General features: G+C 42.7%; 13 protein-coding genes. 6 read left to right on the top strand and 7 right to left on the bottom strand.

Annotation, left to right across the window (positions count from 1 at the left end; genetic code table 11):
• Positions 1–3: 3 nt before the first annotated feature.
• Positions 4–384 (bottom strand): DNA-binding protein, encoded by a 381-nt coding sequence (locus AACQ83_RS09070; RefSeq protein ID WP_041380418.1) that lies wholly within the window; start codon positions 382–384, stop codon positions 4–6.
• A gap of 76 nt (positions 385–460) precedes the next feature.
• Positions 461–808 (bottom strand): DNA-binding protein, encoded by a 348-nt coding sequence (locus AACQ83_RS09065; RefSeq protein WP_112877180.1) that lies wholly within the window; start codon positions 806–808, stop codon positions 461–463.
• Between the two features lie 185 nt (positions 809–993).
• On the opposite strand from AACQ83_RS09065, the gene AACQ83_RS09060 reads away from it, so the two are divergent.
• On the top strand, positions 994–1,260 hold the full coding sequence (locus tag AACQ83_RS09060; protein WP_011148622.1) for a helix-turn-helix domain-containing protein: 267 nt from the start codon (positions 994–996) through the stop codon (positions 1,258–1,260).
• Between the two features lie 101 nt (positions 1,261–1,361).
• Here AACQ83_RS09060 and mdh read toward each other — a convergent pair whose 3' ends face one another.
• Positions 1,362–2,300, bottom strand: a complete 939-nt coding sequence (mdh, locus tag AACQ83_RS09055; protein WP_112877179.1) for a malate dehydrogenase — start codon at positions 2,298–2,300, stop codon at positions 1,362–1,364.
• 454 nt (positions 2,301–2,754) lie between these two features.
• Between mdh and argR the strand changes: the two genes are divergently transcribed.
• Positions 2,755–3,225, top strand: coding sequence for a transcriptional regulator ArgR (gene argR / locus AACQ83_RS09050; RefSeq protein WP_011148624.1), 471 nt, complete (start codon positions 2,755–2,757; stop codon positions 3,223–3,225).
• Between the two features lie 44 nt (positions 3,226–3,269).
• Here argR and mpl read toward each other — a convergent pair whose 3' ends face one another.
• On the bottom strand, positions 3,270–4,640 hold the full coding sequence (gene mpl, locus AACQ83_RS09045) for a UDP-N-acetylmuramate:L-alanyl-gamma-D-glutamyl-meso-diaminopimelate ligase (RefSeq protein WP_112877178.1): 1,371 nt from the start codon (positions 4,638–4,640) through the stop codon (positions 3,270–3,272).
• A gap of 165 nt (positions 4,641–4,805) precedes the next feature.
• Between mpl and fbp the strand changes: the two genes are divergently transcribed.
• On the top strand, positions 4,806–5,810 hold the full coding sequence (gene fbp, locus AACQ83_RS09040) for a class 1 fructose-bisphosphatase (protein WP_112877177.1): 1,005 nt from the start codon (positions 4,806–4,808) through the stop codon (positions 5,808–5,810).
• A 171-nt stretch (positions 5,811–5,981) separates the two neighbouring features.
• Positions 5,982–6,512, top strand: coding sequence for an inorganic diphosphatase (ppa, locus tag AACQ83_RS09035; protein ID WP_112877176.1), 531 nt, complete (start codon positions 5,982–5,984; stop codon positions 6,510–6,512).
• A gap of 99 nt (positions 6,513–6,611) precedes the next feature.
• Here the strand turns inward: ppa and AACQ83_RS09030 are convergent, their stop codons facing one another.
• The 3 genes from AACQ83_RS09030 to tamA are packed head-to-tail and all read right to left on the bottom strand — an operon-like array spanning position 6,612 to position 12,474.
• Positions 6,612–6,959, bottom strand: a complete 348-nt coding sequence (locus AACQ83_RS09030; protein ID WP_011148628.1) for a gamma-glutamylcyclotransferase family protein — start codon at positions 6,957–6,959, stop codon at positions 6,612–6,614.
• Positions 6,960–6,961: 2 nt separating this feature from the next.
• Complete coding sequence (gene tamB, locus AACQ83_RS09025; RefSeq protein ID WP_112877175.1) at positions 6,962–10,735, bottom strand: autotransporter assembly complex protein TamB; 3,774 nt, start codon at positions 10,733–10,735, stop codon at positions 6,962–6,964.
• On the bottom strand, positions 10,732–12,474 hold the full coding sequence (gene tamA, locus AACQ83_RS09020; protein WP_112877174.1) for an autotransporter assembly complex protein TamA: 1,743 nt from the start codon (positions 12,472–12,474) through the stop codon (positions 10,732–10,734). Before tamA ends, tamB begins: the two co-directional genes overlap by 4 nt.
• A 114-nt stretch (positions 12,475–12,588) precedes the next feature.
• On the opposite strand from tamA, the gene msrA reads away from it, so the two are divergent.
• Both msrA and AACQ83_RS09010 read left to right on the top strand, forming a co-directional pair.
• Positions 12,589–13,236: a peptide-methionine (S)-S-oxide reductase MsrA gene (msrA, locus tag AACQ83_RS09015; RefSeq protein WP_112877173.1), complete on the top strand. Its 648-nt coding sequence runs from the start codon at positions 12,589–12,591 to the stop codon at positions 13,234–13,236.
• 154 nt (positions 13,237–13,390) lie between these two features.
• Positions 13,391–14,722 (top strand): hemolysin family protein, encoded by a 1,332-nt coding sequence (locus AACQ83_RS09010; RefSeq protein WP_112877172.1) that lies wholly within the window; start codon positions 13,391–13,393, stop codon positions 14,720–14,722.
• The last annotated feature ends 54 nt before the right edge of the window (positions 14,723–14,776 follow it).

The following is a 14,776-nucleotide window of genomic DNA, read 5'->3' as shown; positions in this document are numbered from 1 at the left end:
GGGTTAATCTGACTCCAGGTTTTTTTCTGCGTCTTCAACACCTACATCAATATAACCAATAAGTTTTGCGAGCCCCTCCCGAAGAATAAATTTCACAATTTTTTCCCGCTCAACTTTAGTTAATTGATAGTAAGCCTCAATCCAAATTAAGAATGGGTCTTGTCGTTTGTTTGTATAATCAATAGTACTTTCCCCTACGGATAGCACATTAAGTACATCTTCAGGCAAACTATTTATATGATATTCAAGAGCCTTGCCCTGAACACCCCGTTTACGTCTATATTCCCATCCTTCCCGCCTCGCCATCAGATTTATCCCCTGTGGCGAAGAAGGAAGTCCGGCAATACCAACCAGCTCTTTAGCTGAGTACCATTCTTTTTTCATACTTTTCTTCTCACTTTGCACCGGGATAATGAAGAAGAATCCAAGTTAGTTGGCATTTCTAATTTCCAAAAATGGGCTAAATAACAGAAAGTTTTTCTAAAAAACTTCTGATACCATCCCGTAAAATTATGGCTATCACAGCCTGTTTCTCAGATTCTGATAACTGATGAAAAGCACCAACCCAAATCGACAAAGGATCTTGCTTCTGCACCTGATATTCAGAAGATGATTCATGAAGCTCCAATGCTGCAATGGTCGTTTCCGGGAAACAGGAGTAGTGATACTCGACTGCTTTACCTTGTACACCTTGTCTTTTCTGACGTAACCACTCCTCTCGCTTTGCTCTGGCATTAACTCCTTGTGGTGATCCAGGTAACTCACCCACGCCGATTAACTCCTTGGCCGAATACCACTCTTTTTTCATCACGTTTCTCTATTTTTGTAACCAAGTTCAAAAAAGAAGTTTTTAAGAAAAAATTTGGAAATACTTTTGGAAAAATAATGCTATTTTATTTCTCAATAACAGGTTTAAGTTCGTTATTGCTCTCATGCATACCTGTTATTTATACCACTAACATAGCATCAAATTTAATAAAAAAAGGATTAAAAATGATTTCAAGGAAATCTGATTGGCATCCTGCCGATATAATTGCAGCTTTACGCAAGCGGGGAACAACCTTAGCTGAGGTATCACGCAGAGCAGGACTCAGCTCATCGACCCTGGCGAATGCACTATCTCGTCCGTGGCCAAAGGGAGAATGGATAATTGCGAATTATCTGGAAATACACCCTTCAGAAATTTGGCCAAGTCGTTATTTTGATCCAAATACTGGAGAATTATTAGAAAGGAAAGTACGCGAACAAACAAATAATTAGCTAACGAATTATATTAGCTGAACAAAAACCGCCGGTAATTCGCTATACCAGCGGTTTTATTGTTTCATAGATATATATTTTTTATTTATAAAATATATTAATTAGTTATTAATAAATTTTTCGCCTAATTCTATATCTTTTCTCAATACATCTAGCATGCCTTCCAGTGCTTTCTGTTCAAAATCACTCAGCTCACCAACGTTCAAACGCTCTTCTACGCCATTTTTACCCAAACGAACTGGCTGGGCAAAGAAGCGAGCATATTTACCATCACCTTCAATATAAGCACATTCCACAACATCACTTTCACCTTGTAAGCCACGGACCAAAGAGAGGCCCAGACGAGCCGCAGCTTGCCCCATAGACAGAGTTGCAGATCCTCCACCCGCCTTAGCCTCAACGACTTCAGTACCGGCATTCTGAATACGCTTAGTTAAGGCAGCCAGCTCTTCATCAGTAAAGCTCACACCAGGGATCTGAGACAACAGAGGTAAGATTGTCACACCAGAATGACCACCGATAACGGGTACTTCGATTTCCTGTGGTTTTTTACCTTTCAATTCAGCAACAAAAGTATTAGAGCGAATAACATCCAGCGTTGTAACACCAAACAGGCGGTTTTTGTCATATACACCTGCTTTTTTCAGCGCTTCGGCTGCAATAGCCACAGTTGTGTTGACTGGATTAGTAATAATCCCAATCAGTGCTTTCGGGCAAGTTTTAGCCACTTGTTCTACCAGGTTACGAACGATCCCCGCATTAACATTAAACAGATCTGAACGATCCATACCTGGTTTACGGGCAACCCCAGCAGAAATCAATACAACATTTGCTCCTTCCAACGCTGGAGTTGCATCTTCACCAGCAAAGCCTCTAATTTTCACTTCCGTTGGAATGTGGCTCAGATCAACAGCCACCCCAGGTGTCACTGGAGCGATATCATATAAAGAAAGTTCTGAACCTGAAGGAAGCTGGGTTTTTAGTAGAAGAGCAAGCGCCTGACCAATACCACCGGCTGCACCGAGAACTGCAACTTTCATCCTGATACTCCTTAAATCGTTTATACTTTAAAATGCTGTGAATTCATCTAGTTAAGAACCATAGATTACTACGTTTTTGAAAACAATCGGTTAACAACCAAATTGTGGACTTACGCTCTAATAGTGGGACGCAAAAGTCGCCGTATTCTAGGCAAAATGCTTATCTGTTAATGAGATAACGGACACTATTTTGAGAATTTCCTTATGATTTTACGAAACAATTGGCTAAATACCTTACACCCAACAACAACGCCAAACAACATCATTTGATTAACAATATATTTACTTGATAACCGGCTAAAAAAGCAAATTTCCATATTCATATTTTATGAATTTCTATATAACATAAGACCAACTTTGCACGGTTCAAATTGGCTATAAAATCATTATTATTGCATAAAAATTCATTTATATGCATAATACAAGTTTCATAGCTGATTGAATATGGTGAAATATGCGCACTCCCTCTAAACAGGAAGACTTAGTAAAAGCTTTCAAGGCGTTATTGAAAGAAGAAAAATTTAGCTCTCAAGGTGAAATTGTCACTGCTTTACTGGAAGAAGGTTTTGAGAACATTAACCAATCCAAAGTCTCTAGAATGCTGACTAAATTTGGTGCTGTTCGCACCCGTAATGCTAAAATGGAGATGGTTTACTGCCTGCCTGCTGAGCTTGGTGTTCCTACTGCCACTAGCCCACTAAAAAATCTAGTATTAGACGTTGATTACAACCATCCTATAGTTGTGATTCGCACAAGCCCTGGTGCTGCTCAACTTATTGCTCGTCTGCTAGATTCTCTTGGTAAATCAGAAGGTATACTCGGCAGTATTGCAGGTGATGACACCATCTTCGTTACACTCACCAGAGATTCCACAACAGAACAGCTGCGTGGAGCCATCCTTGGGTTGTTCGAACAAGAGCTTTAAATGAACGCGCCAACATGGCGCGATTCATTTTCCCACTGCTATTCTCAGGATTGATAAGCTTTTTTATTCAGCTTAGAGAGTAATTTTTCATGAATATCACCAAACCCTCCATTACTCATAACCAGAATATGATCCCCCTGCTGCGCCTTATCAACAATCATATGCACCAGTGAATCTATATCAGCACTCCAATACGCTGGCTGAACACAGTGATCTGCAATTTCTGATACGTGCCATTTAATGTTAGCTGGCTGGAATAAAAATACTTTATCAGCACGCCCTAATGCTGGTGCGATCTCATTCTTACTCACACCCATTTTCATCGTATTTGAACGCGGTTCCAGTACGGTAATAATACGGGCTGTTCCTCCAACCTTACTACGCAGGGCTTCGAGTGTTGCCAGAATTGCTGTCGGGTGATGAGCAAAATCATCATAAACAGCAACACCGTTTTCCTCACCACGTAGTTCAAGGCGACGACGGGCATTAATAAATTCACTTAAAGCACAACAGGCATCTGCGGGCTGGACACCAACATGATGTGCAGCAGCAATTGCAATCAACCCATTGCGCATATTATGTTCACCCACCAGCGACCCGTTCACTTCTCCGACAACTTTGCCACCATAAAACACCTGATAATGACGGCTGTCTGTACTGATCTTTTTTGCCTGCCAGTTACCGGTTTCACCCACTAGTTCCAACTCACTCCAACAGCCCATAGACAAAACCTGTTTCAGGTTAATATCGTTATCCGGGACAAGAATCTTACCACTACCCGGAACGATCCTGACAAGATGGTGGAACTGCCTCTGAATAGCAGCCAGATCGCCAAAAATATCGCCATGATCGAATTCCAGATTGTTCATGATCAGCGTACGTGGGCTGTAATGCACAAACTTAGATCGTTTATCAAAAAAAGCGCTGTCATATTCATCAGCTTCTATTACGAAAAACGAGCTTTCCCCGATCTGAGCTGATGTTTCAAAATTCCCCGGAACACCACCGATTAAGAAACCTGGTTTATAACCACAAGCTTCCAAAATCCAAGCTAACATACCCGCAGTTGTTGTCTTGCCATGCGTCCCTGCAACCGCCAGCACCCAACGTTCTGACAAAACATAATCATGCAGCCATTGTGGGCCAGAAGTATAAGGGAGCCCACGCTCCAGCACAGCTTCTACACAAGGATTCCCACGGCTCATAATGTTACCGATGATGACCATATCTGGCACAGAATCCAACTGTGCCGGGTCATATCCCTGAATCAGATTAATCCCATGTTTTTCCAGTAAGGTACTCATTGGTGGATAAACATTGGCATCAGAACCAGTCACTTCATGACCAAGAGAACGAGCCAAAATTGCCAGTCCCCCCATAAAAGTGCCGCAGATACCAAGAATATGAATACGCATTGATTTCCTATTCCATAGCATGAAGTTAGCCACTATTCTAACCATCAAAAGCAAGATAAGAAATGGAATAGCCTATGAATCATCCCTTTCTTTGGCTAAACTGCCCGCGTAAGAGTGCAATGGACACTCTAAAACCACTATCAAATCACATTCAGGACTTTCGTCATGAAAACATTAGGCGAATTCATCGTCGAAAAGCAGCACGATTTTTCTCACGCTACAGGTGAACTCACTGCATTGCTTTCCGCTATTAAGCTCGGAGCAAAAATCATTCACCGTGATATCAACAAAGCCGGTTTAGTGGATATTTTAGGAACCAGCGGTGTGTCCAATATCCAAGGCGAGGTGCAGATGAAACTGGACCTGTATGCTAATGAAAAACTCAAAGCAGCACTGAAAGCACGCGGTGAAGTTGCGGGGATCGCTTCAGAGGAAGAAGATGATATTGTTATTTTCGAAGGAGACCGCGCTGAAAACGCAAAATATGTTGTTTTGATGGACCCATTAGATGGTTCTTCAAATATTGATGTAAACGTTTCCGTCGGTACTATCTTCTCTATCTACCGCCGTATTACCCCCATCGGCCAGCCAGTGACTGAAAAAGATTTCCTGCAACCAGGTCATCGTCAAGTCGCCGCCGGGTATGTTGTTTACGGTTCTTCAACTATGCTGGTCTACACCACCGGCTGTGGGGTACACGCCTTTACTTACGATCCTTCTTTGGGAGTATTTTGTCTTTCCCATGAGAAAGTTCAGTTCCCACCCAATGGCAATATGTATTCCATCAACGAAGGGAATTACATCAAATTCCCTATGGGGGTGAAGAAATACATCAAATATTGCCAGGAACAAGATGAAGCAACTCAGCGCCCTTATACCACCCGTTATATTGGTTCGCTGGTTGCTGATTTCCACCGCAATTTACTGAAAGGCGGCATCTACATTTACCCAAGTACCGCCAGCCATCCATCAGGAAAATTACGCCTGCTGTATGAGTGTAATCCAATGGCATTCCTGGCTGAACAAGCTGGCGGTAAAGCCAGTGATGGAGCTAATCGCATTCTGGATATCATCCCATCCAAACTGCATCAACGCGTCCCTTTCTTTGTGGGCAGTAAATCGATGGTAGAGAAAGCCGAGAGTTTTATGGCTGAGTTCCCAGATGAGTAATTTCATCGGTTAATGACGGATAAGCGGCGGGATTTTTCGTCGCTTTTTTAATTTTAACTAATGAGGTTAAAATACCCCTGCTTACTTGTCAGAAAAATGGAGAGTACTTTAAAAAATGTTTTGGCTATAATACTCCCCACTCTATTCTGGTTTGAAATAAAGGAAACTTTCATGAGCCTGAACTTAGTACCAGCAGGAAAAAAACTGCCTGAAGATATCTATGTCATTATTGAGATCCCTGCAAATGCAGATCCGATTAAATATGAAATTGATAAAGAATCTGGTGCGCTGTTTGTAGACCGTTTTATGTCTACCACGATGTTCTATCCATGCAACTATGGTTACATCAACAACACTTTATCTCTGGATGGTGACCCGGTTGATGTTCTGGTTCCCACACCATACCCACTACAACCAGGTTCTGTGATCCGTTGCCGTCCGGTTGGCGTTCTGAAAATGACTGATGAATCAGGTGAAGACGCGAAACTGGTTGCAGTTCCACATAGCAAACTAACCAAAGAGTATGATCACATTAAAGATGTGACTGATTTACCAGAACTACTGCGCGCTCAGATCACTCACTTCTTTGAGCGCTATAAAGATCTGGAAAAAGGTAAATGGGTTAAAGTTGATGGTTGGGATAATGTCGAAGCTGCTAAAGCAGAAATTATCTCCTCTTTCGAACGGGCCGCTAAGAAATAACTTTTCTCTGTTTAAATAATTAAAAAACCTCTGGGGAACATCACCGGCAGAGGTTTTTTAATACCATACTCCCTTTTTATGACAAAAAAGGATTTTTATTTACTCTTCCACATGGCGCTTCAACCAGTCACCACTTTTTATCCGCCGTAAACCGGTTATTGGAAACTGATAAAGATATATCCATGCATTGCCATACGGTGTCTGAATCAATTCCCTTACATACTCCCGCGAATTATCTTTCAAATCATCTAATTCTGTCAGTATAGTAGAATTGATTCGATATACCTCACATTCAATACTTCCGTCACCACGGATAACGGCAGGATAATGCCCAAGGTCATATAGCTCATAGCCTTCCAGCCGATGATCACCTAACCATTGAGCATCGGTCATCCAATGATGATTGCCCTGTTTGCGCCGTAAGCTGCCATAAACAATAATTCGCATTTTTAAAACTCAAACTGATAGAGCAAATCCAATGTCTGATCAATACCAGACACCGCTTCCAGATACAACCTAGGCATTAACCTATAGCGTAAGGTTAATGTTGCTAGTGAATCAAATATACCAACACCATACTTAACTTGCAGATCTTTTGTAATCTTTCCGCTAACAACTACCTGTGATTTATCGCCAACCCCCTGAGTATCCAGTGCTAAGTCGGAAACACCAAATATTTCACCGATCTTACCCACCAACTGACCACTCTGTGCAACCCCCAAACCTATTAATATTGCCGTCATCTGTGAGTTGTCCGAGTTACTATTCTCTAACCCTTCACCACGCAACAGATAAGAAAGTGCTTCCAATTGTGATCTAACAGGCTCTGAAAAAATTTCTACTTTTGGCTGATCCGCTAAACCGCTCACCCTTACCCCTGCAATAACCCGCCCATCGGTAGAATCTGGGTTACGAATAGCCTCAATGTTAAGTAATGGCTGATCAGGTGGGCCTGAGAACATAATCAGCCCTTTACGAACGATCAGATCCTGTCCATAAGTATGGAAACGACCATCAAGAATATCAACTTGACCATTCAAACCCAGGCCTTGTTTATCTTGAACAACCATCAGATCGCCTTTAAGTTGTGCTTTAAGGCCGAAGGCACTAAGACGAACATCATCTCCTATATGAATCGTCAAGTTACTTTGAATCGGGATAGACGCTTTTTTCTGTTGTAATGGCTGAAGATTCTCATTCAATATAACTTCATCCGATGAAACCTCAACTGTCGATTCTGGCAGCTCCTTCACGGTAATACGCGCCCAAGGAATACCAACGCTACCATCCAATTTCAGCAACTGAGGAGAAGCCTCAAACACCAGAGCAGGGCTAACATCAATTTTCACCATTGGTGGAAAAACTACTCTTAACTTGTCGCCGTTAGCCGTTACTCGTGCATGCCATGCATCCACATTACGCCAGTCTGCATCACCATTTAGGTTAAGCTGACCCTTCGGCGTTTTAATAACACCATCAAGAACGGAACGTATTCCATCAAAATTCACACCAATTTGCCCTTGAGTAATATCAAATGGGATCCAATGGCCCGAAGCTTGCAGTGCACTCAAGTCTAACCGGCCAAACAATAATGGATTTCTGACATTGCCTCCCAGAAGCAGGTGAGCATTCAAATGACCTTCAGCTTTATCACCTTTTCCAAGAATCGGCTTGATTAACGCCAGTGAAATATCCTGAATATCTACATTTCCCGACAGCTTACGGCTCCCAGCAAGATCAGCAACCTGTACGCCACCGTTGAATCGGCCATTTCCCATAATCTTAAATAACCAATTCAACTCTGCTGTGCCATTCTTCAAGCCTACATTGAGTGTCAGGGTCTGGAAATCTACCGGTAATGTAGTGCCATCAACCATCTGCCTAACATGCACCCCATCACCACGCAAATTAACGTTGGCCTGAGGCAATCCGCTTTCCGCGTTCCATTTAACGTCGGCATTGCCACTGAATACACCTTTCAAATATGTTTCAGGCCCCAGTAATGGCTGAATCATAGCAAGATCCAAACGTTCAAGAACAATGGATGCACTACCGCTGGCGCCAGCTTCAATGGATTCAGGTACGCAGAGCTGCGCATGTGGATTCAGCCAACAGTGAGGGCCCACAGTGACTTTCTGCTGCTGATTAAGATAATCAAGAGTTATCGCTTTAGTTAAACGCCATTCTCCAACCGGGGTGTCAAAACGGGTATTGTTAATGCTACCTTTCCATCGCTGTTGCTTACGATCAAAACTACCATTCAATGCAAGTTGACCAGCAATCGGTTTGCCGTCAATCTTCAATTGCAAGTTGTGCTGTTTCTCATTGCCCTTAACATCCAACGTAAAATTACGGACAATCAAATCAGCTTGTTTCAACTCACTGACTTTAACAGCAAGATTCCCTTGGATCTGTTCAGCAGAACGTACATCCCCTTTCACATTCACTCGATCAATGCGCAAATCCTGCCATTTCAACCCGTTAGCATTGAGATCAACCAAAAGCTGAGGTGCTTGTATATTACCACGTAATTTCAACGTTCCATTCACGACACCGCCAAGCCCCGGAAATATACCATCCAACTTCGGTGCACGGATATCGCCATCCAGTTTCCACTGTTTGAACAATTGTCCCTGGAGATTCATTTTATTGCGCCCTAAAGCCAGCTCGAATTGAGGAATATTCCACTGACCAGCCGCGTTACCAGAAATCTTACCTTTGGCTTTTATTACGTTCTGTTTTACGTTACCGTCCAGCGTAATTTCCGGGATATGAAGCTGCCAACTACCACCGTGTAAACTACCCCGGGTAACTATTTTCCCATCGATTTTGGCTGGCCATTCCGGCCACTGTTTAGCGGTATTGATCCCGGAGAGTGTCAGCACCGCATTCCAACTTACCGCCTTACTCCAATCTGCCACACCTACCAGCTCACTCTTTCCCTGCAAAGCAGACAGGCGTAAACGGGTCAACTTAAACTGTTCTTCATTACCTTTGGCATCTAATACAAGTAATGCTGGCGGGATTTCACTACCGTTAATACCGGAACGCAATGACAAATCATAACCACTGGCCTTACCATTGAGGCGCATTTTTACGCTATCAAGCTGATATTCTGGCTTCCCCGTTAAAGGCCAACTCAGTTGCTGGCTTTCAAGCGTCACCCTCACTGGCAAACCTACCTTAGCCAGTTCCGCTTGAGCATCAAGTTTAGCACTGACAGGACCAGACAAATTCAGCCCTAAGCTGAGTTGCTCCAGTAAAGCGCCATTAAGCTTTACATTAACCTTTTGCCCTTGGATCTCTTGTCGACTTAGCTCACCTTTTATTACCAGTTTTATCGGCCATTGCTGTGCCAGAGTCGCGGAACCATTAATGGCAAGAGAACCTTGCGGCATTTTAACATTCAATTTATTGAGCTGAATCTGCTGCCCCTGATTGCTAAGTTGCAGTAAAAACTCATTGATTGTGATATTGGTATCACCCGTCAGCCGTAATTGCTTACCACTTATCCCTGCAACAGTCATATCCAGTGGAATAGGCACTTCTGGTAATGTTGCCAATAGCGGTTGAGAGAATAATTTTTTCAAAATTTCTCCCAACGATTTTTCCAGTTCAGTCCCTCGTTTCGCTTTCTCCTCTGCTTCCGCTATTTTCAGCCGTTCAGGGGGAGTTTTTGGCAGTCCCACCAGCAACCCATTAATTTTCGTTGGCTTAAGCGTTAATGCCTTTTGCTGCCACTGAGCTGCGGTTCTAAATTCATCAAGGGCAAATACCACGCCATTTACAGTGACAGTGGCATTTTTAACGGACAACAAATCAAGTGAAATCGGATATGGTGTCCTCAGTTCAGTTAAAGGTGCTGACTTTGGCGACGATTCTCCCGCAGGTGGCAATCGTTTGGTATTAATTGCAACTATTACGCCTTCTGTCGTTAATGCATTAATACATAACTGACTGTTTTTAAAGCAGGAAAGACGAAGCGAAAGGTGGAGTTGATTCACATTGACATCAACACCAGGCATTTGATACTTAACGCCTTTCAGGGTCAAATCACGCCAACCGCCACTGACGCTGGCTATATCTAGTCCCGGTACCCAACGAGCAGCACTATTAATCATAAAATGCAGGCCAGATTGCGTTCCTACCAACCCGGCAACAACAATAACCAACAAAGTCACCATCAGCAGAAAAGTAATACTGACCTTTTTAATCCATCTCATAATTCAGATCCTAACCCGATGTAAAACTGGATATTACGGGATTCTGAATCCCCTATTGGTCTGGCAAGGTCAAATTTAATGGGTCCGACCGGAGAAGCCCAACGCACACCAACACCCACGCCGGTTTTAAAATTGCTCTTTCTAATGTCATTAATGGCTTCACCGGTATCAACAAAAACAGCACTCCACCAATTACCCGTTACGTTATATTGGTACTCAAGTGAACCCACAACTAGTGAGGACGCACCGGTCAATTTTCCTTTATCGTCTTTAGGGGAAATTTTCTGATATCTGTAACCACGAACACTGTGATCACCACCAGCGAAAAAGCGTAAGTCGGGTGGAACCTTCTCGAATGCATTGGTTTCTATCCAACCCAAATTACCCCGAGCAACAAAACGGTGATTATCCCAATAAGTTCTGATCCAAACGTTTTGCGCCTGTAACACCAAGAAATCAACATCAGAACCCCAAAAAGTATCAGAGATATCAATAGAATAGCGCTGGCTATCGCCCCAATAAGGCATCGTTCCTCCACGCTGGCGAATACGGCTAACATTCGCTCCTGGGTACAATAACATTGCCGTATTGGTGACATTAGCCTGAGTAAAGTGGCTGAGACTCCAACGCATATTGATCCCATACTGCCAACCCGTTGAAAGATCCCAATTACGGGAAAGATTTACTGTCGCGGTATCTGATACGGTATCGTTGATATCTTTACGCTTATACCCCGTCTGCAATGCGTAATATTGCTCTAACGGATTCATCTTCAGCGGCATTTTATAGGTAGCATCAATAACCTGTTCAGGTGCAGAAAGGTTGATGCTGGTGCTAAGGCTGTGTCCACGGGAATTAAGCCACGGTTTTGTCCATTTCGCCTTTACCCGTGGCCCTACATCAGATCCATAACCCCCACCCAGTTCAACATAGTTTTTGGAACGTGGAGTTAATACCGCTTCAAGAGGAAGCATTCCGTCACCATTTTTTCTAGCGGTATTAAAATCCGGTGAGACTACTGCTGAATTAAACCAGCCAGTTTCTGCTAACCGCCGATTCAATTCGGCCAATTGTTCAGAGGTATAAAAATCCCCTTCTTCGAATGGAACTAGATGATTCAAATAGTCTTCGCGGATCTGTGAACCACGATAACGCACCTGACCAAAGTGATAACGCTCACCGCTATTAAAAACAAAGTCCCAGAATGCCTCATGCCGTTCTTTGGCAACACCCAATTGGCTCTTTTTCATAACCGCGTCAAAATAACCTTTCCTAATAGCGAGCCCGGTCAGAGAACCTTTAAGGTTTTCATATTCATCATGATTTAGAATCGTTCCTTTCTTTGGGCTTTTGCTTTTAACAAGTTTGGCATAATCTCCATCTGTCTTAGCCCCACCTTCTAAAACAACATTAACATCGGCAATTCTCACAGGTTCGCCCGCAGTAACTTTTGCCGTTAATACCGAGCGAGTTGGCGGTTTATTTTCCTGATAGGTAAATTCGATAATAGGTTCATAATAACCAAGTGGGCGCAAGCCTTCACGAATCGCTTTATCTACACGAGATCGAAAACGGCCATCTGGCGCAACTTCGTCAGTACTGATAGTGGAGAGATGAATTCGGGCATTTTTTTCCAACTTACCTGTTAATCCTTCTATTTTCAGACGAAGATTAGCACTATGAGCAATGGGAGTTACGATAGACACACAAAGAAAGCATAAAACGGGGTATCTCGACACGCGAACTCCTAACCTGATCGGAATAATTTAACTATAATCAATTTATCTTGAGTAAAGTTTACAATATATACAATCTATCAATATCTGAAAACTTAATAATTACGGGAGTGAATTGTGCCAACTTCAGCTAATAAAAGCCTATCTATTGATCCTCATAGTGCATTACCAGGCAGAACTGAGCTACTTAAGGTTTCACCTAACCATGCTGTTACCGATCATACGATAGAACCTGTTCCAGAAAATATGGAAGTTGCCTACTTTGGTATGGGATGCTTCTGGGGCGTAGAACGCCTATTCTGGCAACAACCTGATATTTACACCACCTCCGCAGGTTATAGCGGTGGTACAACACCGAATCCAACTTACGAAGAAGTTTGTAACGGCCTGACCGGACATGCTGAGGTTGTTAGAATTGTTTACGATCCAGCAAAAAACAACTACGAAAACTTATTAAAACTTTTCTGGGAAAACCACGATCCAGCTCAAGGGATGCGCCAGGGCGGGGATATTGGCTCTCAGTATCGCTCCGCGATTTATACCGTGTCACCTCAGCAACATGAATTGGCATTAGCCAGCCGTGAACGTTTCCAAAAAGCAATGCAACAACAAGGCGATAACCGTCCTATTACAACGGAGATCACAGAAGCGGGGCCATTCTATTTCGCTGAAGACTATCACCAACAGTATCTATTTAAGAATCCTGAGGGGTATTGCGGGCTAGGCGGTATTGGTGTTTGCCTACCCAAAATGAACAAAAACTAGCCGCCACATTTAATTAATGTTATAATTACTAAGCTAATCAATAGCTTTCTAAGTTTTTGTTGTCACTTTTTATTTTATATGATTTTTATTGTTTCCTCCGGTGCTTTTCTAATGACAACCTATCCTACCACCGGAGGTAGAACATGGATTCCTTATGCTAAATAGTCTCTTAATAGTATTTCTATTGTGCGCGATAAGCGCCTTTTTTTCGTTATCTGAAATCTCTCTTGCTGCCTCCAGGCGAATCAAACTAAAACTGATGGCAGATGAAGGTAATGTCAACGCAGCCCATGTCCTCAAATTACAAGAAGCGCCGGGAATGTTTTTTACCGTGGTGCAAATCGGCCTAAATGCAGTGGCAATTTTGGCAGGTATTGTCGGTGAATCCGCATTCTCTCCTTCATTGAAAACGTTTTTCATGAAATTTATGCGCCCCGAATGGGCAGACCAGTTGGGCTTTATCTGCTCATTTACCATTGTGACCAGTATATTCATTTTGCTCGCTGACTTGACACCAAAACGTATCGGCATGATTAAGCCTGAAGCAGTCGCCGTGAAAATCGTTAACCCAATGCGTTTCTGTCTGACAGTTTGTCGTCCACTAGTTTGGCTATTTAATGGCCTGTCTGATCTTATCTTTAAGCTCTTTAAAATTCCGACAGCGCGTAATGAAGATATCACATCCGATGATATTTTTGCGATTGTGGAAGCAGGGGCTGTTGCTGGTGTGTTGCGTAAACAAGAGCATGAACTGATTGAAAACGTGTTCGAGCTCGAATCCCGCACAGTGCCTTCTGCCATGACCTCAAGGGAAAATATCATTTACTTCGATAAGAATGAAAGTGAGGAAAGTATCAAACAATGGGTTTCTAGCCAGCCACATTCCAAGTACCTAATATGTGATAGAGATATTGATCACGTTATCGGTTATGTGGATTCCAAAGATCTGCTTAACCGTGTCCTAAGTGGTCAAAGCCTAAGCTTCAATAAAGGTGTCCAGATCCGCAACGCGCTGATCATTCCAGATACCTTGACACTTTCAGATGTACTGGAAAGTTTTAAAGCAGCGGGTGAAGATTTCGCTATTATCCTGAATGAATATGCGTTGGTAATGGGTGTGATTACCCTTAATGATGTTATGACCACACTAATGGGTGATTTAGTCGACCAAGGACAAGAAGAGCAAATCATCATCCGTGACGAAAATTCATGGTTAGTAGAAGGAGGAACACCTATTGATGATGTACAGCGTGTACTGGATATTGATAATTTTCCTGATTCAAGTAACTATGAAACCATTGCAGGTTTCATGATGTTTCGGTTGCGTAAAATTCCAAAGCGTACTGATTCAGTTAAGTTTGCTGGTTACAAATTTGAAGTTGTCGATATTGATAACTACAAAATCGATCAGCTATTAGTCACAAAAATCACTGATACTCTCACCACGACACCAACGCAAAACCTGCCTATCAGTGATGATAAATAAAAACGGCCTATTCTTGAGCTAAGGCCGTTTAGTATTCTCATGTTAAGCGCCACT

The sequence above is a fragment of the Photorhabdus sp. S10-54 genome (assembly GCF_963878145.1).
In the GTDB taxonomy this organism is placed as follows: Bacteria; Pseudomonadota; Gammaproteobacteria; order Enterobacterales; family Enterobacteriaceae; genus Photorhabdus; species Photorhabdus kayaii.
Note: the sequence above shows the minus strand (reverse complement) of the source record. Positions and strands in the feature narration are given on the sequence as shown.

Coding starts and splice junctions, on each gene's coding strand:
- AACQ83_RS09070 (WP_041380418.1), bottom strand. CDS start 384: ATGAAAAAAGAATGGTACTCAGCTAAAGAGCTGGTTGGTATTGCCGGA.
- AACQ83_RS09065 (WP_112877180.1), bottom strand. CDS start 808: ATGAAAAAAGAGTGGTATTCGGCCAAGGAGTTAATCGGCGTGGGTGAG.
- AACQ83_RS09060 (WP_011148622.1), top strand. CDS start 994: ATGATTTCAAGGAAATCTGATTGGCATCCTGCCGATATAATTGCAGCT.
- mdh (WP_112877179.1), bottom strand. CDS start 2,300: ATGAAAGTTGCAGTTCTCGGTGCAGCCGGTGGTATTGGTCAGGCGCTT.
- argR (WP_011148624.1), top strand. CDS start 2,755: ATGCGCACTCCCTCTAAACAGGAAGACTTAGTAAAAGCTTTCAAGGCG.
- mpl (WP_112877178.1), bottom strand. CDS start 4,640: ATGCGTATTCATATTCTTGGTATCTGCGGCACTTTTATGGGGGGACTG.
- fbp (WP_112877177.1), top strand. CDS start 4,806: ATGAAAACATTAGGCGAATTCATCGTCGAAAAGCAGCACGATTTTTCT.
- ppa (WP_112877176.1), top strand. CDS start 5,982: ATGAGCCTGAACTTAGTACCAGCAGGAAAAAAACTGCCTGAAGATATC.
- AACQ83_RS09030 (WP_011148628.1), bottom strand. CDS start 6,959: ATGCGAATTATTGTTTATGGCAGCTTACGGCGCAAACAGGGCAATCAT.
- tamB (WP_112877175.1), bottom strand. CDS start 10,735: ATGAGATGGATTAAAAAGGTCAGTATTACTTTTCTGCTGATGGTGACT.
- AACQ83_RS09010 (WP_112877172.1), top strand. CDS start 13,391: ATGCTAAATAGTCTCTTAATAGTATTTCTATTGTGCGCGATAAGCGCC.